This is a genomic window from Halomonas tibetensis (genome assembly GCF_042643535.1).
GTDB lineage: Bacteria > Pseudomonadota > Gammaproteobacteria > Pseudomonadales > Halomonadaceae > Halomonas > Halomonas tibetensis.
This window is the reverse complement of sequence record NZ_JBHRSQ010000006.1, coordinates 109,874-131,018: the sequence shown is the minus strand read 5'-3', so window position 1 is coordinate 131,018 and position 21,145 is coordinate 109,874. Positions and strand designations below refer to the sequence as shown.

Below are 21,145 nucleotides of genomic sequence, written 5' to 3'. Positions count from 1 at the left end.
ACTTATTCTGCGCCCGGTATTGGCAGGTCGATATGAAACGTTGTCCCCTTCTGCGCTTGAGAGTCGAAGTCGATTCGGCCTTGCATCCCCTCGATATAGGCTTTCACCAAGGCGAGCCCGAGCCCGGTTCCTGGCCTATTTTTGTCGCTGTTCTGCGCCTGACTGAATTTCTCGAAGAGGTAGGGCTTGAACTCCTCGGGAATGCCGGGGCCTCGGTCGATGACGCTGATTCTTACTCGTTTTACACCGTCATCGCTATCCTCGAGTCGACAGGCCTCGAGGGTCACAATTTCGTCGGCGGGTGAGAACGTGATCGCGTTGGACAGCAGATTGGTCAGAACCTGTTGGAGGCGGTCGGGGTCGGCAAGTATCGTCGCCCGGGGTATTTCAGCCGCCTGCAGCTCGACTCCGTGCTTGTGGGCGAAGCCCTGGTTAGTAGACACGGCATCGTTCACAACGCTGGCAAGATCAAGCGGCTTTATTCTGAAGTCGACCTTCCCCAGTTCCGCCTTCTCGAGATCAAGAAACTCCGTCACCAATCTCACCAGTCGTTGGCTGTTGCGCTGGGCCAGGTTGGCCATCTCGGCCACCGGCTCTGGAACCGGCCCCGCCATGCCAGAGGTGATCACCGAAAGGGCGCCGTCGATGGAGCCGAGGGGGGTTCGCAGCTCATGACTTACCGTGGAGATAAGCTCACGCTGGGCACGCTCGATAGCCTTGCGCTCGCTGATGTCGCGCACCACGCTTGCGAACACCGGCACGGCGGTTTGTATGATTTGGATCCGGATTTCCACCGGGTACAACCCGCCTCCCTTGCGCTGGCGCATCTGCTCGCTGATGATCACCTCCTTTTCCCCCCGGCGAAGGGGGTCGAGGAGTGCCTCAAAGGCTTCTCGATCGAGTTCGGGCATCAGATCGACGGGCGTCAACTCCATCAAGGTATCGATATCGAGATCAAGCTCCTCGAGGGCACTGGCGTTGGCATAGACGTAGCGCAGGCTGGTCATGTCCAAAAGTGCCACTTCTTCTGATATCGCGTCGAGTATTGAGCCTAACCAGGCCAACTTGGCCTGCTGGCGGCGCGTACTGAGCAGCGTCTCAACCAGTTGAGCCAGGGCATCGATGGCTGCCTTCTGCTCCGGTTCGAGCTGACGCGGTTTGCGATCCATCACGCAGAGGGTGCCAAGAGCTTGGCCTTCTTTGCTGTGAATGGGCTTGCCGGCATAGAAACGGCCATGGAAGTCGCCGACGACAAAGGGATTGTCGTGAAAGCGCGGGTCCTGGCTTGCGTCGGGAACTTCCATGAGGTCCTCGCCGAGAATGGCGTGGCCGCAGAAGCTCTCCTCACGGTCAGACTCTTGTAAGTTCATTCCGAAGGTAGACTTGAACCATTGACGGCGGGAATCGAGCAGTGCAATGAAAGCGTAGGGCGTGTCGCAGATCTTCGCCGCCAGCGTCGTGATGTTGTCGAACACCGGCTCGCTTGGCGTATCGAGGATGTAATGATCGGCAAGACTGGAAAGTCGCGCGGCTTCATTGGCGGGCAGGCTGGGCTTCTGCATCACAGTATTCCATTGGCTGCTCATCGAACTGACCCTGCATCGGGGCCGGCGGCATGTTCGCAACTGTATCGCAGGAGAAGGCATTTCCCCAATCGGGGGTTGAAATTGAGCTGTTTGAACAACGTCAAATAAGTCATTGTTTGAGTTATGACATTTTTTGGTGAGTTTACGCCCTACGATTTCGTTTGCTGGCGGAGTAGAGTCAGTACCCTCTTATTTCGGTTTGATGCATATGCTTTTGGCTCCCTTGAATCGCTGGCGTCTTGCTGGCCCCTGGATTGTCCTGATCAGCCTTGCTGCCATCTGGCTGGCAAGTGCCTTGGGCGCCTTCCAGCTCGCCGATGCCTGGGCATACTGGCAGTTCCACCGCCTCAATCCGGTGGACAGGCCCACACCCCAGGTGCTCTTGGTGGAAGCTGATTTCGAGCAGCGCCAGCAAGCGGAATGGTTTGAGCTTGTTGAGCGGCTGGAGCAGTTCGAACCCGCCAGTATTGGCTTTCTCCACCAGCCCGCCGAGATTTCCGATACGAACCTCGAAAAGTTGCTCGAGGCCGGCGTGGTGATCGGCCAGACATCCGCGCAGGCATCCGGGGGGAACTCGGTCCTTACGCTGCCGCCTTCCCAGACCTTGGATCGCCTGGGCATGCACAGACCTCAGGCCATCGATGAGGGTGAGCGCTATCTCTCTACCGAGGCGGCCGTCGCCAGCCGTGCCCAGGGCGCAGCGGTGGCGGAAAACACCTTCATGATCGATTTTCGCCCGGGCATGAATTATCTTCCGGTGATCCAGGCTGAGCGCGTGCTGCGCGGTGATCTTACTCGGGATCTGATCAGTGGTCGCGTGGTGCTGGTGGGGCGAAGCCTCGACCCGACCAACCCGCCGCTTCTCACCCCCCTGCCGGAGGAGGCCAATATCTCCCGGCTTGCGTATGCAGGCTATACGGTGGATACCCTGCTGCGGGAATTGCCGCTGCGCCATACGAACTGGTGGCAGAATCTGTTGCTGTCATTTGCTGTGGTGGGGGTGGCGGCAATATTGTACTTCCGCCTGGGGGTGCGCCGCTCACTCGGTATTGCCATTGGTAGCGTAACGACTTTGCTTGTGGCCGGATGGTTGTGCCTGCATCTACTTGGCATTGTGTTGCCGGTAGCGGAGCTGATCGCTTTCCACCTGCTGCTCTGGTATCTGCTCTCCCGGCGCGAGCAGCGGCTCGAGTCGGCGACCGTTCGAAAGTTGCTGCGTGCCAGCAGCAGCCGCATGCATGATCGCTTGCTGCCTTCAGACTTCAATGCAAGCCAGGATCCCTGGGGGCAGATCATTCTGCTGACCACCCAGATTCTGAATCTCGACCGGGCCATCCTGCTCGAGCGTCAGGGCTCTGCCAAATATCTGCGTGAGGTGAAGGCATATCGCTGCTCGATCGAAGACATCGATGAGCGCCGCCGTGATCTGGAGCGCTCACCGTATTCCACCGCCGTGGAAGAGGGTGGCCCCATTGTGCTTTCCAAGACGTTCTTGAAGGATCCCTTAACGGGCAGTCGCCAGTTCATTGTTCCGCTAGCATTCAATGGCCAATTGCTGGGCTTTTTATGCGGAGAGGTGGCAGAAGAAATTCTCGAGAATAATCCGATGTATCTCCCTTTGTTGCGGGATTTCAGTAATCAGATCGGGGAACTTCTCTACCATCGTCGACTTTTGCAAGCCCGCCAGCGCAGCGATGCCAGCCAATGGAGACGGTTGATGCGGCTCGATTCGGTTGAGTCAGAATACGATTCTCTGAGTGAGGTGTCACAGTTGTTCGAGCGCCGCCTCTCGCTTCTCGAAAACGTTTTCAACTCCCTGCACACCAGCACTATCCTCTACGATCTTTTTGGCCAGGTGATGCAGGTCAATCGCAAGATGGAAGAGTTGATCAGGCGTTCAGGACTTTCCGTATTTACCATGACGGCCGCCGATGCCATATCGACACTCGGCGGAATGCCCCTTTCGGTGGCTCGAGAACATCTTCAGCATATGATCCTGACCGACGAGAGCCTGACCTTTGCCGCGAATCTGCCTGGCGTGGAGGGTGCTTTCTCGCTCAATGTTCGTCCCTTGAAGAGCCCCGAAGTTCAGTCCGCGGGCCAGTTCGCGATCCCCTTTCGAATACACGGCTTTCTGCTTGAGCTGGTGGACGTCACTCACCTTGTCCGTCTCGAGAGACTAAAGGATGAACTTGGCAACAAGGTCAATGCAGAGCTTCGCAATCAGCTTGAGGCGGCCCTGCTGGCCGCTGAGCTTGGTCGCATGGAGGATGTGGCAGCAGTGGACAAGGCGGCATTCGGTGAGCTGGTCGAGCGCAAGCTGCAGCAGATGTCGCGGACCCTGACTCGCTCTCAAAATATTATTAATTCCGTCCAGGACATCAGCCGGTTGTCTGACTTTCCGGTCAACGTCACTGTACTAGCAGAGGATATGGCGAGGCGTTGGGCGCCGAGACTTGCTTCCCGGGAGCTTGCCTTCGAGCTTGAAAGGCCGCCCTTCAATGCTTTTGTGCGAGTGGACGTGACACAGATCGAGAATTCTCTGGATGCCGTCGTGGTGGTGCTTGCCGATGATGCAAGTCCAGGGGGTGTGATACGCCTGAGCCTAGAAGAAAGACAGGCGGGTGATATCTTCTGGACCACCTTCATCTTCGAGAATTCTGGTTACGGCATGCCTGAAGAGCGTTTACAGGCTGCCATGCAGGGCACGGCCCGTGTCACTACTCCAGCCATGCACCGTCTGCGGCAGGTCGTGAACCAGGTGGCTTTGTGGGGCGGCAAGATGACCGCGACAACTGCCATCGGCCAGGGCATACGTTTCGAAATACAACTACCGGGATTTTCATTAGATGACGAACTCGCAAACGCCCCCTAAGCGCATCCTTCTCGTTGACGATGATGCTGACGTGGCGCAGCTTCTTGGTGTCGTGTTGCGCCGAGCGGGCTTCCAGGTGACACATGCGCCCAGTGCTAAACTGGCCATGGAAGAAGTGACCAATGGAAATGTGCCGGACCTGTTTATTTTGGATCTGTGGATGCCGGAGCTCGACGGTGAATACTTGCTGCGTTGGCTCAGGAAAGAGCAGAAACTCGAGCAGCCTATCCTGATGCTTACCGGTACCGTGCGCCCGGGGCTCGATGATGAACTGAAGGCTGCAGGCGCCAATGACGTGGCGCACAAGCCACTCGATATCCAGGCTCTCGACTCCCGGGTCAGGGGGCTTCTGGCGTAATGAATTGGGATCTACTGCCTTTTCACCTCTTTCCTGAGGGCAGTCTTGCCAGTTCCGTCATCACCACGGTGTGGGTGGGGGTGGCGGTAGTCGCCTTCTTCAATCTGCGTTTCGGCTGGAGTCTGGCCGGGCTTGTCGTCCCCGGTTATCTGGTGCCATTACTCCTGATCAAGCCATGGAGTGTGGCGGTGATCATCGGCGAGGGAATGGTTACCTATCTGGTGGTGCAAGCCGTCTCGACCCTCGGCGGACGCTATCTGGGCCTTGCCGATTTCTTCGGCCGTGACCGCTTCTTCGCCCTGGTGCTGACAAGCATCATCGTGCGGGTCGTGTTCGATGCCTATTGGCTGCCTGGCCTTGGCGCCTGGGTCGATGCGAACTTCGGCCTGGATTTCGACTACGCCAATAACCTTCACAGCTTCGGCCTCATCATCGTGGCGCTGATCGCCAACAACTTCTGGAAGCCAGGTCTAGTGCGCGGCACCTTCTGGTTGCTGGTGACCCTTGGGGCTACGTTCGTGCTGGTGCGTTTTGGCTTGATGGAATTGACCAACTTTTCGGTCAGCAACCTGAACTACCTCTACGAGGATATAGCGAGCTCTATCCTCGCAAGCCCTAAAGCCTACATCATCCTGTTGACCACGGCCTTCATCGCCTCTCGGATGAACCTGCACTATGCCTGGGAGTTCAATGGCATATTGATTCCCTCGCTGCTGGCTTTGCAGTGGTATCAGCCGAGCAAGCTACTTCTGACCTTTGCTGAAGTGGGTGTGATCTTGCTAGCGGTACACCTGCTGCTCAAGCTGCCTTTCTTTGGCAATATCAACCTTTCCGGAGCCCGAAAGCTGTTCTTTTTCTTTAGCGTCGGCTTTGTTTACAAGCTGCTGCTAGGCTACGGCTTCGAGTTTTTCGCGCCTTGGATAAAGGTCACCGACTTCTTTGCCTTCGGCTATCTTATCTCGACGCTTCTCGCGCTCAAGATTCACGACAAGGACATCGGTATCCGCGTCACCCGCGCTACCCTGCAGACCTCTCTGACTGCCGTGGTGGTGGCAAGCGTGGTGGGCTTTGCGTTGAGTTTCATACCGGCACAGCTGATCGATGATGCCACCGAGACCGAGCGTCGGGTGCCCCCGCCACAGACTCAGGCGACGCTCGATGATGTGCTGTTGCGTCAGCGTGTGATCGACTACGGTGTGGTCGGTCGGGAAAACCTGCCGCAACCTAGCGGCTCACAACTTGCCCGCTTTCAGGAAGCTCTTGCGGCCCTCGAGCATTACCGAGACGAAGGAGAGCCAGAGCAGCTCGAGCAGGCCCAGCGCGGGCTCAGTCTTCTCAACTATGTTATTTCTCGCGCCGAGGATCGCTACCTCGTCCTTAGTGAGAGGGGAGAACCCCGGGGTTGGGGCACCTTCGTCATCGACACCCGGCCCGAAAGTCGTCTGGTGGTCGAGATACCCGCGGCCATCGGCGAGCGAGGCATTACCGAGGCGGGGCTGGCGTTATTTCGTGATCAGCAGGCTGCAGCCCTCGCCGTTAGCAGCGTGCGCCTGCGCGAAAGCACCGCCGGCAGCATTGACGTCACGCGCAACCCCGGGACCTTCTTTCACCAGTTCCACCAGACATTCGGCTCGCGCAATGCGCTCCAGGTGCGGTTAATCACCCGGCTGGCAGCACGCGAGCTTCTCGGTGGTCGCGTACCCGAGACCTCGAATCTTCTCGCCATGCAAAGCCAACTGCTGGTAAAGCATCAGTTACCGGCAGACCTTAAGCTGCAGTCCCTAGAAAGGCTTCTTGGGGATGTGGTCCTGCGCTGGGATTCGCCCGCCATTCCTAATGTACAGCGCGAGCGAACACGCAGTGGCTTTGCCGAGCTCTATCTGAATCCGGACTCACTGCGCCCCTTACTGGCCCGCAGCCACAGCCAAGGGGCGACCCCGAGCCCCCTGGTGTCTCAGGAAGGTGCCCTGAGCGACTACCTGCTTGAACGAACTGCTGTGACCCGCGAAACCGCAGGCCTTGGCTTTCGCCAGCCCAATCTCAACGAATTGCTGTTTCTCGATCTCGAGGTGCTTAGCCCGCTGCTCGAGCTTGCTGTGAGCGGACCCCAGCTAGCCTGGTCCGAGGATGCGCTGAATGAGCTGCGCTATCTCAATGATCTTGCTCGTGGCCTTGGCTATCGTGTTTCCCGCTTTCATGACAGGTCACGGGATCAGGACTACCTGATTTTGGAAAATACCCAGGACGCGACCCCTTCCCAGCCCTGGGGCACGTTCGTGATAGGCCCCGGCTTGACGTCGTCCCATCTTGTCCAGATACCTCGGCCACGTTACGAGAAAAATACTCTGGAGGCGGGTACTTTGCTGTTCCAGACACTCGACGCTGGCGCGCTTCTTATCGCCGGCAGTCACCCTTTCCTTGATGCCGCAGTAGGCTCCGATGTGCTGAATCCCCGCAACCCGCGCAGCCTGTTCAATCTCTTTCATCAGGTCTTTGTGCGTGAAGCAGAGGGAGCGCCTCTACTGATCACTCAGGTACGTGGCATGGGCGAGCAGGCCAGCACTCGGGCGCCGAGCCTTCTGGCCTTCGAGGATGGCCTGCGTCCCGACGCCGCGCCACTGCCATTGCGTGAACGTCTGCGCGATTCTTTAGAGACCATGGGGCTAGCCCCCGAGGAAGTGCTCGGCGAGGAGGAGACAGCCGGCTACGAGGTGGGGACCAGCGCCCAGACCCGCTACCTTGCGGCCACCCGCAACACGGATTTCGCCACCGCCTGGATCGCGCCTTCCGCCCGGCGTGCGTTCGAGTTGCCATCCGACGATCGCCAGCAGCAGCTAAAGTTTCAGGCTCTTGAAATAGATACCCTGAGCGAACCACTGGCCAAGCAGGTCGAGCGGCATGGTCTGGCACAGATGCCGCTTCCCGAAGGCATTCAGTCTCTGCTTGAGCATCATGTGGAGACCAGCGATATCGTTGCCCTGCGATCTCTGCAACATAAGGGGTACCGCCTCTATCGCGTGCTGGATCCCGACTCCCGCCAGGCTTTTCTGCTGGTAACGGAAGCGGACGATGCCCGATCCATTCTGGCCATTGCCAACCTGAATCCGCTGAGTCGCGACATTATCGAGTTGGCCCCAGGACGCTTGGGCGATGAGCTCGAAGACTTCATCGCCCGCCGAGCCTTTCTTATACGTCCGGGAGGCGGGGAATGAGAATTCTAGGTCGTCTACTGTTTTTGCTGTTGTTCGCCGTCGCGGCCTCCTTTCTCTACCAGCCTTTACGCTCGCTGTTTCAAGTGCCGCCTCCGGCACCTGCCATTGTGGAGCAGCTCGACTTGACCGCTCGCTCTTCGACGGTCTACTTCCTTCCAGAGAACGAGTGGCTGACCTTCCCCATCATCGGCCAGGCCGAGCGTTTGCGGATTCTAACCCATGCCGGTGCCGACCCCGATACCGAGCGGGAAGTCCCCCTGCGCTATGCGCTGGAATATGAGCTTCTGGACGGCAACAGAAACCCTCTGCATGTGGGAGTCTATACCCAGGAATCACATCTGCCCCAGCCACTTATCAAGGATGGGGTGGCGGTATCACCCAACCTCTATACTGACCGGGACCTTGCCGTGGCGACTGGTCAATCCTTTAACTTGCAGCTGGATGCGTTGCCAGGAACGGCCTATATCCGTCTGCGCCTCAAACCGCTCAGGCCACCGCTCGGGAATGTCGCCGTGCGCGTCTACTACGAGGAGCGCATGAGCGAGAGGCGAGCGAACGTTGCCTGGGAGCGGCTGAGCCAGACTCAAAAGCTGCGCTTGGCGCAGGGCGCTATTTACCCACCTGAACTCTTGACCCGCCAGGAGCAGCTGAACCTCTTGGAGCGCCAGTGGCAGCCAGTAGGGCCGCTGGGCACCAATCCGGCCCAGGGCAGCCTGTTCAGCATCCAGGGGGCCGAGGCCCTTATGGACCCTGAGCGGATGCCCCGCGCCCCCGGGCTCTATGCAGGGCCGCAGCGACTGGGTGTTCTGCCCATCGAAGCGGCAGGCAGCTACCGCATCCAGTTCACGCCGCTTTTAATAAACGATGACCTGACGCCCGAACTTGCCCTGCGTCATGTTACCGAGCTGTTGGAGGAACCCCGAGAGGAACATGCCGTACTCACAGGAGAGCCACCGTCAAGTGAACTGAGCCTTTCTCCGGGGCTGCTGGTTGTCATCCCGAATCAGCCAGGCATGCTCGATATCCGGCCAGTCGAAAAACCAGAGCAAAGCTCACTACCCGAGATTCGCTATCTTCGTACTTGGCGTATAGGTTCTGACTTTCCGGTACGTTTCCAGATCCTGCCCGGGGACGAAGTTCGCACTTCCCTGCGTCTTGACCTGCGCGCCTACGGGGACGGTGAGCCTTTGCTGGTGGAGAAGGCCCTTCAGGCCGAATACCGGGTACTTGATGACCAGGGCAGGACAGTGGATCAGGGAGCGCTCGAGGCCAACGTGTTGCCATCGATGATTGATCGGGTGGCCGATACTCAGCCCATAGCGGATCTTTCCGAGCCGGCCAGCTTCTTTTTGCGTCTGCCTCCCGAAGCAGTACGGCTCGAGTTGACCAGCCAGCAGCGCCTGCTTGCCAATGCCTATACGCGTCCCGACAACTTGCCTCACCGCACTAGGGTGCCCGTGGACTACTACGCCTGGCGTGGCGATTCGGGCCAGCCGAGCTGGTTTATCCTGCAGCCGCTCGAGGCTGAGGCACCACTGGAGGGCTCAGCGCAAGAAGAGCCTTCAGACAAAAAAGAGCCATCAGGGAACACTTCGCCAGAAACCAGCCTGGTGCTGCATATCCAGTCACGTCCCCCCGAACGCGACCCCGAGCTTCTGGCCGGGCGCTACCAGTGGGAGGCTCTCGAGCCCCAGCTCGCTGCTCGCGGCGCCCGTCTCCTGGTTCCGTTGCGCGGCGAGGAACGGCTTCGTCCCAGCGGGCTTCCCGCCTACTTCCAGCCTCTACAGCCAGGCACCCAGACGGTGGAAATCGCCGCTCCCGGCGTTTCTCGCCGGCTCGAGCCCCAGCTGATTTATTTACGCGACGACTCAACCCCCTTCACCTTGCGCGTTGCGATCGACGGAAGAACGGTGCGACAAGAGCTGATCGGCAGGCGCGGTTATATCAACCTGCCGCCGGTCTCGCCGGGCCTGCATGAGGTCGTGCTTGATGCCAGTACCTCGGGAACCTGGCTGATGAACTACCGCTATCCCGATGAAGCGGGCTATCTGCGACGAATGGCCTTTCGCCTGGATGGGGAATCACTGCGTTATCCCGTCGACAAGCGTCAAGACGGTCAGCTTGTGGGGGCACGTTTCTATTCGCTCGGCGAATCAGGGGCCGCAAGCACGGTTCGCGTGCGTATCATTGCCGCTGCCCCAAAAGGAGGGCCCACCAAGGAGTGGACGCATCTCGAGCGTCTCTATCAGATAACGCCCACCGACAAGGAGGCGGGAGTCGGATATGTGCTCGATCAACAACGCGAGCGTCTTGCCCATGGTCAGCCGATCCTGATCGATCTGGGCACCGATCTGCCCGATGGTCCTGTGGCGGTAGAGTTTTCGCTTGAGAGCGGAGTCCCGGGCTACCTGGTTTTCCACGAAGTCCTGCCTGGGGACTACGAGCGGACACGCAGCTTTCGCGAGGGGGAAGAGTGATTGAAGGAGTCTTGATGAGTAAGAAAATGCCGATGCTGGCAGCGTTGTTGCTGATTTCCTGCGTGATGACAATGGGCTCCGCGTCGGCTACGACTCTCGATACATTGCTGGAGCAATCCCGAAGCGAGGACTACGCCGTGCCGGAGACGCAGACTATCGTTCAGGCTCAGAAGGGTTTTGGATACTGGCTAGCCGCGGATGACCGCCTAGAGGCGGCACGTGGTTTCGCGACCACTGTCCTTAATGTTCCTGGCTTCGAGCCGGTTGCCTTGTCTCAACCTGATGTCGTCGTGCTGACCGAAAAAGAGGGCGAGCGCCTTGGCCGCGGCCTCTATGCCGCTCGTATCCAGGGCGGTGAGCCGGTTCTGATTCAGGCGCCACACCAGTATTACGATCTGCGCACCGGCACCATCGCCCGCCAGCTCTTTCTGGAAAGCAATGCCATGGCGGCGGCATGGAACACCACCCATCGCTACCACGGCGATGACAGCGACCTGGTACATATACCCGACAGCTACCTTCATGCGCTGAGTCGCGCCTTTGCCGAGGTGCATACCGAAGGGCGGATACTCCAGTTGCACGGTTTCAGCCGCGCCAAGCGCAAGAGTCGGGCCGGACGCGAAGCCGATGCCATTCTCAGTAACGGCAGCCGCAAGCCATCCAAGGCCTTGGCCCGGCTGGCGGATTGCCTGTCCAAGCGCCTGGATATTCGGGCGCTGCTTTATCCCCGAGACGTCCGGGAACTGGGCGCCACCACCAACACCCTGGCTGCCGATCTGCGCAACCGGGGCTTCGATGGCTTCGTGCATCTGGAACTTGACAGCGACCTTCGCAAGCGTCTGGTCGGAGACGTTGATGCCAGAAATACCCTCATCCAGTGCGTAACGGAGACTCGCCTATGAGATGGCTTGCCGTGATTCTGGCTTCTGCGCTGCCCCTCACCACCGTCGGTGACGACCTGCCCGATTCCGCTTCCTATCCTTACTTGGCAGACCCGCTCACTGAACTCGAGCGCGAACGTCAGTCGCCGCGGCTGTTCTGGGAGGCGGCGCAGCGGTTGGATGATTCTGCAAGCTGGGTCTCAAGAGAGAAAAGGCGCCTGGTGCTGGATGCCGGTGAAGAAGCCACCTTTGAACTTGATGAACAAAGCCACCTCCGCCTGCAACTGAATGATGACCAGGCGCCACCCTTGCTATGGCTGTCCCGTGATGGCGAGCTTTGGTGGCAGGCATCCTGGACCCCGGGTACCGAACGCCATGAGTGGTTTCATGTTAAGGACAAGCCATCGCCGCTGCTTGCTCGCCTGGAGGCCGAGACAGCCTTCAGCGGCCGGCTGCTTGTCGCTGCGCTCGATCCTGTGGATGCACCAGATCCCTATCGGGAAGACGGCAGCCAGCGAGGGCTCGAGCAGCTAGAGCTCACCGCTGAGAGTAGCGATCGGCTGGCTGTTCAACGCCTTGGGCGAGACGAGGTTCTCGAGTTGGACGTCGAAGGCCCGGTGGTGCTCGCGCTTGTCAGTCGGCCGGCCGAAGGTGTGGAACATCAGCAGCAGTATTCTCTGAGCTGGAGCCTGGATGGGACCCATTGGAAGCAGATCAGCATCGAGCGAACGCAGGTCAGCACCCTCTATCAGGAAGTAGGTACGTCTGAGCTGCATGGCGGCATGGACCGGCGCTATCTGACAATTCCCGAGGGTGAGCACCGCCTCAGACTCAAGGCATCCCTGGCGCTGCTGGCAAGAATCGAGCAGGCCGAAGGGGGCTACTTTCTGACTTTTAACGAACCCGAACCGACGACTGCCGATCTTACCCAGGCGTTACTCGACGAACCTCTCAGGGCAACTGGCAAGACCCTCGAGGAAGTGGACGCCCTGCGTCAGTCGAATCATCTCGACGGTGCCGCGGATATCGCCCTGGGCTTTCTAGAACAGGGCTTTCTAGAACAGGGCTATCTCGAGCAGGACTCGCCGGCCTGGCCCGGTGCCAGGCGGCAGCCGGCAAGGCAGGCTCTTGCTGATGACATTGAGCGAAGCCAGCGCTTTTTTCGCAATCTATTCCCCGACGCTGGTACTGAACCTCTGGCGTTAGACACCGCCTGGTTCGCCACGACAAGCCCGCTGGAACTCGAGGCCGATGAGGACTACTACCTGGGTGAAAACGTGCTCGACCGTCTGGGCCGTGGCCTCTTCGTCGAATTGGCGAAAGAACCTCTGAGCTACCCGCTGCCGGCTCGCTTCGGGCCTTCACGCCTACGCCTTTCCGTCGCACGTCTTAGCCCCGTGAAAGCTGTGGAGTTGTGGGTTCAATATGACGATGCAATACCGCAACGGCTCAGACTCACAAACTCTGCATTGCGGAGTGATCTGCCTACACCCGAGGATGCTGTGCTATCGCAGGTTCGGGCACACGCTCATTCACAAGGCCACGTGCAAGGTACGTCGTTGGTGCATCCGACCCTCGGGGGTAATTTCACGGCACAACGCGAGGCCGGCCATTACTGGCCGACGGCCACCGTGATGTTGCCTCTGCCTGCTGATGTCGACGAGGTGCGTGTCTGGAGCGACGCTACGCTTCCGGTGTCGCTTCAGTACCGGGCAAGCCAACCCTATGAGGCCGACGAGAGGGCCTATCGCACTCTCCTGGAAGAGACGCCTTCCCGTTCCATTGTCGCTCGCCTGCATCAGGCACTTGAAGTGGCCCCGAATCCCGGAACGACGCCGCTTTCCCTTGCCTTGTCGTCGGCGCACGCTCTCGAGAATCAGTGGTATCCGATGCTGCGCTATCTTCACGCCGCCCAGGCCGCCTATCTGGATGACCTGAGTCCGAAGCGTCCTGAGCCGGCAGTGGCCAATCTGGACCAGCGCTTGAAGCGAGCTCGAGCACAGGCGCAACGCGCGGACTGGATCGGCGTGCTGGAGGCCCTCGGCAGGGCGGGTTACGGTCAGGATCCAGAGGCCTATCGGCTGTCACAGAATGCCCTGGAAAACCTGGGTGAGCATTACCTGGCGCAGCGCCAGCGTCTAGCAACGGCCGTCTTTGCGTCTGATGCAAGCACTAGAAACCTGGCAAGCGATGACCTTTTGACGGATTACGCCAGGACCCAGCGCTGGGGAAGTCAGGTTAGTCTGCTGGCCGCACGCTTTTTGCATGAAGGCGACAGGGCGCTTCTCGATCCTCTCGGCAAGGCACTGCATCGCGCCGGCGATTCCCTATGGGCAACTCAGCTTGGCCTGCTGGTCGCTCACCAATCGCCGATGCCAGACTGGCTGCAGGGGGCGGCACACGAAGCCGGCTGGTTGGATACGGCGCAGAGGGGGCCAGACCAGGCGCTTCGCAACGGCGATCTGGCGGCGCGCCAGGGAGATACCGCCCAGGCCATGCAGCACTGGCAGAGAGCCGGGGAAGCAGGCCTTTCACGAATCAACCGTATACGCGAGGCCGAGGATATCGCTCGCGACCTCGAAAGCCCGGATAGTAAGCGTCGCCTGGCGGGAATCCAGCGCTGGATTGCCTGGTCGCTGTCGCCTCAGCAGGACTTCGACTGGGTGTCTCTCGGCAACCGTCTCGAGAGTAGCCAAGGCTTCTCGACGTTGTTCAGTGAAATTACGCGAAAGCCCCTCGCCTTACCGCATGCCAACGCTGACGCACCACTGGAACTCGACGTGGTGGGGCCAACGGTAATGCGTGTCCAACTTCGTCAAGTGGCAAGGGTATCCCGGGAGGCGGGAGAGATGGATTGGCTTGTCGCTGAACTCGTCAACGCTTCGGGCCAGATGACCAGGCTAAAGGCGCCGATTCTCAGCCGTGCAGAAAATCCTTACCTTACGCTGATCAATCAAGGCATCAACACTGCCACCGGCGATGACATCCTGATCGAGATACCCGCCGGCCTGCACCATGTTCGCCTACGGCCCCAGGACCACGACTATTTGACTCAACTGTGGCAATGGCAGCCAACCCAACATTGGGCGGTGCTTCCACCGCTGACGCCGCTGGCCTTGAAGGATCTGCTGCAGGAGCCTGATGACAGGACGGGCTTTCTATCTGCGTCGGTGCCGACGTTTCATCGGGTGCGCGACGAAAAACTCCAGCCGTTGGCTGTCTTGCCTTTCGCGCGGCTGCATACCCTTGATCTTGTTCCCCTGAACGCTTTTTCTTTCAAGGCTGTTCTTGAAACACTTGAATTTCCTGACCAGGCAGTGGGCCCGGGAAGTTGGCCCGAGGGAAGCCATGCCGTGCAGGTGGAAGGTATCGCGACCAATACCGGCGTGCCTGAATCACCTGCTGCAGCACATGCCATTGCCGTGGCGCTGCTTTGGCAGCTTGAGCAGAACCCTGATCTCAGCGAACGGGTTACCGCACGTCTGGCTCAGTTGGCCGGGGCGCATAGCGAAGTGCCGGCTATCCGCCGGCTAGCCGATCGGCTGCTTCAAGGCTACGGCTGGGAACCCATCAGCAGCAGTTTCGAGAGTGCCGGGGTGCGTCAGTTACCCCTGCAGCAGGAGATGCACTCCCCTTTCCGGCGCGTGCGCCAGGCCCTGCTACCCCAATTGCCGGCATCGGCCATGCTGTTGAGCGGCAGAGGCACCGAGGGGGTGGAGCTCTTTACCCCTGATCCACTGGCTATCGAGATTCGCCTGGCGCAGCGCGTGTTGCCCCACGAGGCGAGGATTCCGGCCGAGGTGATGATTCAGGTGGATGACCGCCAGCCCCAAATGGTCCGCCTGTCGGAAAGAGAGTCAGTGACACGACTTCGCCTTGAGGCAGGAGAGCACGCCCTGCGGCTGTGGCTCAGAGAGCCTCGACAGCAGCAATTCGTTACCGCTCGAATTTCTCGGACTGAGGGCTTGGCACCGCTGCTCGAGGACGAGACGCGTACCTACCACATTGCCGCGCCGGACCAACCAGCGAGCTTTTATGTCCAGGGGCCTGCCTGGGTAAGGGTGGATGAGTGGCAGCCAGACAATCGCTCGGACACTGGCTCGACACAGTATCGATATGTGAACGCGGGCTGGCAGGCCCTGACTTTTGAAGCAGGGGATAGCGAAGATCGCTACTATCGCCTGCATGTCTTGCGTCAGATACCGGAGGCCAGGCCACTCGAGCCGGGAATGACCAAGGCAAGCCTTGCCGCTCCTGCCACGGGGCCTTCATCGCCCTCGGCACCTCTCGAACCCGTGGCATGGAAGCCGGAAGATCGCTACCCCGCCGGTACAGACCTGAGCAGCTGGGGGGGCTACCTGGACCTTGTCGAACGCGTCAGTGCTAGCGAAGAGGACCTGATGCCCGCCCAGGGAGCAAGTGCGATGGAGGTCGGTGTCAGCTACCGATTCCGACAGCAGCACAGGCGGCTCTTCAGTCGCAGCGACGTGCTCCTGCGCCGATTCGAGGGTCAGGACGTTCTGGGCGTAAGGCAGTGGGTGGATGTCTACCCTGCGGAAAGCGATTGGCAGCTCGGATTCTTCGGCGAGGCGTATCTTCAGCCCGGGAATGTCGAGGACCTGGATGGTGAGAATCACTGGTCGGCACGGGTCCAGACAAGCCTCGAACGGACCTATCAACTCTCGCCCCGGCTCAGACACGAACCTGGCATTACCCTGAATCAGCGCTGGCTGAGTCTGGATTCGGTACCCGCGACGGCCTTGTCGGCGCTGGATCCGGATGTCTTTTCCCCTTACAAACGCGATCATCAGCGAAGTCTCGTGCTTGCCGATCGCCTTACCTGGACACCCCATCTGGATCAGCGCGTCTATCTCGAGGGGGCCCTGGTCAGCAACGCGTCGCTCAATCCCTTCGATCCTGACCATCTGGAGGTTACTGCAGCCGCGAGGCAGCTGTTCGGTTCCGTGGTGGGGGAGGCGGGCATGCGCTGGCGCCGTTACTTCAACGACGATGACCGTATCTCGAGCCTTGATCGCAAACGGATCTTCTTGGGCGGCAACCTGCTGAGCTTTGATGCTGGCGCCAATGCCCTGACCCTGCGCGCCGAGGCCAACTACGATATCGATCGCAGTGACGTCGGCTGGCGACTGAGAGTGGGTTACGAGGCCAATGCGGGGCGCCTGAGTCCGGCCAGACGCCCGGATGAACTCGACTTTCTGCCCCTTCGACGCGCCCAGCAGCGAGCGCTTGTCGAAACCAACCGTCTGGATCCGGTCTACCCATGAAGTTTAATGCCAATCTCCAGCCTGAAGCCCTTTTGACCGAGGGGCTCTCCGCTCCCTGGCAACGTGTGAATCGACGCCAGATCGCCGCCATCCTCAGCTTTTGTCGCCAAAGCGATCGTCGCCTGCCCAAGGATGACCTTGACGCCTTGTGCCGCGCGCTTCTGGGTACCCTGTTGGACTGGATCGAGGCGCAGCGGCGGGAGATAGTCCGTCTGCATGCCAATCATCATGAGTTCACGGCCAGGCTCGCCAGTGCCGGCTCGGAAGACGAGATCCGCGGGCATGTGCTCGACTATGCCCGCACCCTGGGAGCCGGACGGCGCCAGCTGCTGGGGGATCGTCGCGCCTTCGGTCGCTGGTTTGGCCCTGATGCTGTCAGCGAGCGCTACCAGAAACAGTTCGCCGATTGCGAACGCCACCTTAGCTTCAGCCTGGAGCGACTGGGGGTGTTGGGGTCGATCTACATGGGTGCTGAATCGGTGGCACCGGAGGAGGGCATCCAGCGCTGGCGCCAGCTCGATCTTGAGACGGGCATCGGCGACCTTCTTGCCTACGACGGTGATCTTCGCGTTCGCCTTGCTGCGTTTCATGGTCTGTCCCGCGTTGCCCGAGCGCTGCCTGCCGAAGGCCGAGGCCGCTACCTGGGCGACAGCACCCTGAATTACTGCTATCGGCTGGCGATGGATCACCGCCAGCCGGTCTGGCTCCAGACCGAGGCACTGTCGCTGCTGAGCGTACTGGGGTACCCCGCGGTTGTGGACATCATCCAGCGTCGCCTGACTCGTGCGGCCGAGGGTGATGACTTCTTCGTCCGTCAGCATGCGGTGCAGTTGCTTGGCGAACATCCTGATGATCCGCGACTCGAGGCTCTGCTTGAGTCGGTTCTGCATGACCCCAGCCCTACGGTGCGCCAGGCACTGATTGACCTGCTGGTCAAGCTGCGCCCGGTTTCGCTTGAGCGTCATCTGCTGGCCCTTGCTCTGGAGGATACTGCCAGGGAAGTTCGCGGTTATAGCGTCCATGCGCTGATCCGGCTGGTCGAGAGCGATGTTGCCTACCTTGGTTTCAGTCGGGAGCTTGTCCAGCGTGGCGCCCGCAATGAAAGCAAGCCCATTACCCTGCGCCTGTATTGCCACAGTATTCCGGCCATCGCGGCCATCCTGCTTGAGAAAAACGAGGAGGCGGCACTCGAGCAGTGGTCAAAGGTCGGCTTTGCGGTTCTCACGGCGCTGCATACCGAGGCTGACGACCTGCGCGTGAGGCGCTGGGCAGCTCAGGCACGCGAAACCCTCTGGTGCATGGCTGACCCCGAGGCGCGACGCCTTCACCAGGCGCTGCGTATCCGGCTTGAAAAGGCCCCGGTGCGCAAGCGCCGACGTCTTGAAGTGTCTGATGAGGTGGACGATGACCGCCTGGGTCGCGTATTGAGCGCGCTCACGCAAGACAATTTCGGCCTGGATGCCAGTCGTAGCTCTGGCAAGCTCTCGTTTCAGCGCTGGGAGCGATTTCGTTTTCGGCTCTGGCGGGCCTGGTATGAGCTCATGCATTCCTCGCCAGACAAGCGCCAGGCAGGCCATCACACCATCGGGCGAGTCTACTATGGCCTCTTGCAGGTGCCCTCTGCGAGGATGTCGGAGCTGAGTCCCACCAAAGTGCCCGGGGAGCCCCTGCACATGAGCGACGAGGACGGGTGGCGCCCCTACCTGCCCCTGGTGGACCAGGTGATATCCAGCCTGGATCAGTCCTGGCCGACTCGGCCAATGAAGCTCTACACGAGCGAGGGTGTGACCGAAATCACGCCTCCAAGCGGGCTTTTCTCTCGCCTGCGCGCGCGACTCAAGCTCACCTTCCGGTTTGCCCAGTACGCCCGGCTGCGCAACTGGGAAGCCGACAGCGGCGGGGCCCCGAATGGCTACATGACGGCGCTTCAGGCGCTGGGTTTCCAGGTTGGTTTTCGCACCCATACCGACCCTGAGGCCAGGCCATTGCCCGCCGACCCGGCGGTGCAGCGGTTCTTTCCCGCTATTGTCTTCCCGCCCCTGCTCCTCAGCTGGTGGCAGGAGTACACGGACTACTTCGTTTCCGTATACCAGAATACCCTTCGTCAGTTGAGTGTCTTTCTGGCCGGCATGCTGGCCTTGTTCGTCGGGCGGCATGTCTATGTCAACCTGACCACGCGTCGTGCCCGCAATCAGTTGCCATTGGTGATCGGCGGTTGGGGAACCCGGGGAAAATCGGGCACCGAACGCCTCAAGGCCGCTCTGTTTAACGGTCTCGGCTTTCATGTGATCTCCAAGACCACGGGGTGCGAGGCAATGTTTTTGCACGGCTACAGTCACCGCGATCTTCAGGAGATGTTCCTGTTCCGGCCTTATGACAAGGCGACTATCTGGGAGCAGGCGGACCTGGTGAAGCTGTCCAGAAAACTCGACGCTGACGTGTTTCTCTGGGAGTGCATGGGGCTGACGCCCTCCTATGTGCGCATCCTCCAGAAGCAGTGGATGCGCGACGATATATCCACCATCACCAATACCTACCCCGACCACGAGGATATCCAGGGCCCGGCGGGCATCGATATCCCGATTGTCATGACCGAGTTCATCCCTCGAAACTCCACCCTGATCACCAGCGAGGCGGAGATGCTGCCTATTCTGCAGCAGGCCGCTTGGAAACTCGGCACGAAGTGTTACCACATTGGCTGGATCGAATCCGAGCTCTTGCCCGGCGACACCCTTTCCCGTTTTCCCTACGAGGAGCATCCCACCAATATCGCGCTGGTGCTGCGAATGGCCGACGAGTTCGATATTCCCCATCTATTTGCGCTCAAGGCCATGGCCGACCACGTGATTCTCGATCTCGGTGTGCTCAAGGTCTATCCACTGGCCCATGCTCGGGGGCGCAAGTTGCAGTTCACCAATGGCATGTCGGCCAATGAGCGCCTGGGGGCGCTGGGCAACTGGAACCGGCTGGGATTCGACAAGCAGGACCCGGAGGCCGAGCCGGGTGTCTGGGTCTCGACGGTGATCAATAACCGGGCCGATCGGGTGGCTCGCTCGCGGGTGTTCGCCGACATCCTGGTCAATGACATCAGCGCGGATCGTCACTTTCTCATCGGCACCAATCTCGAGGGCCTGATGGGCTACATCGAGGAGTCCTGGCAGGAACGCCGAGAAGAAACGACGCTTTGGCCGCGCTCCCAGGACACCCCCGATCCGTCTGTTGAATGGCATCGCCTTGCCAGGCACCTACGGGTTTGCGTCACCGAAGAAGCGGTGTTGGGTAGGCTTTCGGCCATGCTAGAAGGCCTGGGGCTGGCCCATGACACTCAGGTGCTTGCAGACCACCTTGCTGACCCCGGTGACTACCTGAAAGGCCTCGCAAAGCAGGAGCCCGAGCTAGAAAATGCGCACGGCCGGGGGGGAGGCTCGCTATCCCGCCATCTCGAGACGATTCTTGCTCATCATCTGACCTGTTATCGGGAATGGCAGATGTTCAGCGAACTTGAGCTCCGCATCGCCCAGGAGCCTGCTCCTTCGGAGGCCCTCGACAATCAGGTTCGAGACCTGCTCTGGACGTGGTTCAGACGCCGCATCGAGATCGTGCGCTCGCCCTTCGTGACCGGTGAGCAGCTGGTCAACCTGATCTGCGATCAGACCCCGCCGGGCTACACCAACCGCATACTCGGCATGCAGAACATCAAGGGCCCGGGGCTTGACTGGGTCTACCGCTGGCAGGCCTGGGACAAGATTCACGCAGCGGGGGAGATGATGTTGAATGGCAACCGCGGGGAAGCCACACGTGGTCTTCAGTTTCTGGCCAGCTTTCAGGAATATGGCCTGCTCTCGTCCGAGTACATGCAGAATCTGCTGCGCCGTGCGCGTGAGCTGCCAGTGGCCCAGAGCGAAAGCTTTCAGGCGGAGTTGCGGCTGATTGCCGCCAACCTCGAAAGCAGAAACAAGCCCGCGGAAGAGGAAGGCCAATCGCCGAGCGAGCCGTCTGAGGGTTTATGGCTGGCCGTTGTGTCCTGGGTGGAGAAGTTCCTCGACGTGGGTGATGCCGTGCGTCGCCGACGCAAGGCTGATTGTATCTATCGCGACATGGTGACGAAGCGCATCAGCACGGCTCGGGCTGCCGATGAGTTGCAGTATCTGACCAAGCGGCAGAAGGGGGGCTGGCTGGTCAAACGTTGAAAGAAATCTTAGTACGAGGGGAAATCCCGCTGAGAAGACCGCTGGACCAGAGCCTGGGTCTGTAATAAGACATATCTGGATTTTTGCATTGGAGGGCCTCTGTGTGAGCCGATGGCCGTGTGTGCTTTTTGGGCGGCTTGACGGTCAGCTTTCCATGCCTCCTGCCACTCCATGCTGAAACACTCAGGCCGGTGGGGGCAGTGACAGGACATGAATGGCGCGGCTGCCTGATCATCGGTGCTATAGTAAATGACGGCCAGCGGTAAAGTGGCGGGCGTCTT

The 21,145-nt window shown here is 60.0% G+C and carries 8 protein-coding genes; 7 read left to right on the top strand and 1 reads right to left on the bottom strand.

Annotated features, from left to right (window positions below; genetic code table 11):
- Positions 1-2: 2 nt before the first annotated feature.
- On the bottom strand, positions 3-1,646 hold the full coding sequence (locus tag ACFODV_RS01605) for a GAF domain-containing sensor histidine kinase (RefSeq protein WP_379753616.1): 1,644 nt from the start codon (positions 1,644-1,646) through the stop codon (positions 3-5).
- A gap of 76 nt (positions 1,647-1,722) precedes the next feature.
- Here ACFODV_RS01605 and ACFODV_RS01600 point away from each other — a divergent pair, with 76 nt between their 5' ends.
- Genes ACFODV_RS01600 through ACFODV_RS01570 form a run of 7 tightly spaced genes read left to right on the top strand, consistent with a single transcriptional unit; the run spans position 1,723 to position 20,864 of the window.
- Positions 1,723-4,461 carry a CHASE2 domain-containing protein gene (locus tag ACFODV_RS01600; protein ID WP_379753613.1) on the top strand — a complete coding sequence of 913 codons (2,739 nt, stop codon included), beginning with the start codon at positions 1,723-1,725 and terminating at the stop codon, positions 4,459-4,461.
- Positions 4,436-4,819, top strand: coding sequence for a response regulator (locus ACFODV_RS01595; RefSeq protein WP_379753610.1), 384 nt, complete (start codon positions 4,436-4,438; stop codon positions 4,817-4,819). Before ACFODV_RS01600 ends, ACFODV_RS01595 begins: the two co-directional genes overlap by 26 nt.
- A complete protein-coding gene (locus ACFODV_RS01590) occupies positions 4,819-8,031 on the top strand; it encodes a poly-gamma-glutamate biosynthesis protein PgsC/CapC (protein ID WP_379753607.1) in 3,213 nt (1,070 codons plus the stop codon). The genes ACFODV_RS01595 and ACFODV_RS01590 overlap by 1 nt, the downstream gene beginning before the upstream one ends.
- Positions 8,028-10,508, top strand: coding sequence for a hypothetical protein (locus ACFODV_RS01585; protein ID WP_379753604.1), 2,481 nt, complete (start codon positions 8,028-8,030; stop codon positions 10,506-10,508). The genes ACFODV_RS01590 and ACFODV_RS01585 overlap by 4 nt, the downstream gene beginning before the upstream one ends.
- A 14-nt stretch (positions 10,509-10,522) precedes the next feature.
- On the top strand, positions 10,523-11,410 hold the full coding sequence (locus ACFODV_RS01580; protein WP_379753602.1) for a hypothetical protein: 888 nt from the start codon (positions 10,523-10,525) through the stop codon (positions 11,408-11,410).
- Positions 11,407-16,674, top strand: a complete 5,268-nt coding sequence (locus tag ACFODV_RS01575; protein ID WP_379753599.1) for a hypothetical protein — start codon at positions 11,407-11,409, stop codon at positions 16,672-16,674. The genes ACFODV_RS01580 and ACFODV_RS01575 overlap by 4 nt, the downstream gene beginning before the upstream one ends.
- On the top strand, positions 16,671-20,864 hold the full coding sequence (locus ACFODV_RS01570) for a HEAT repeat domain-containing protein (protein ID WP_379753596.1): 4,194 nt from the start codon (positions 16,671-16,673) through the stop codon (positions 20,862-20,864). The genes ACFODV_RS01575 and ACFODV_RS01570 overlap by 4 nt, the downstream gene beginning before the upstream one ends.
- The last annotated feature ends 281 nt before the right edge of the window (positions 20,865-21,145 follow it).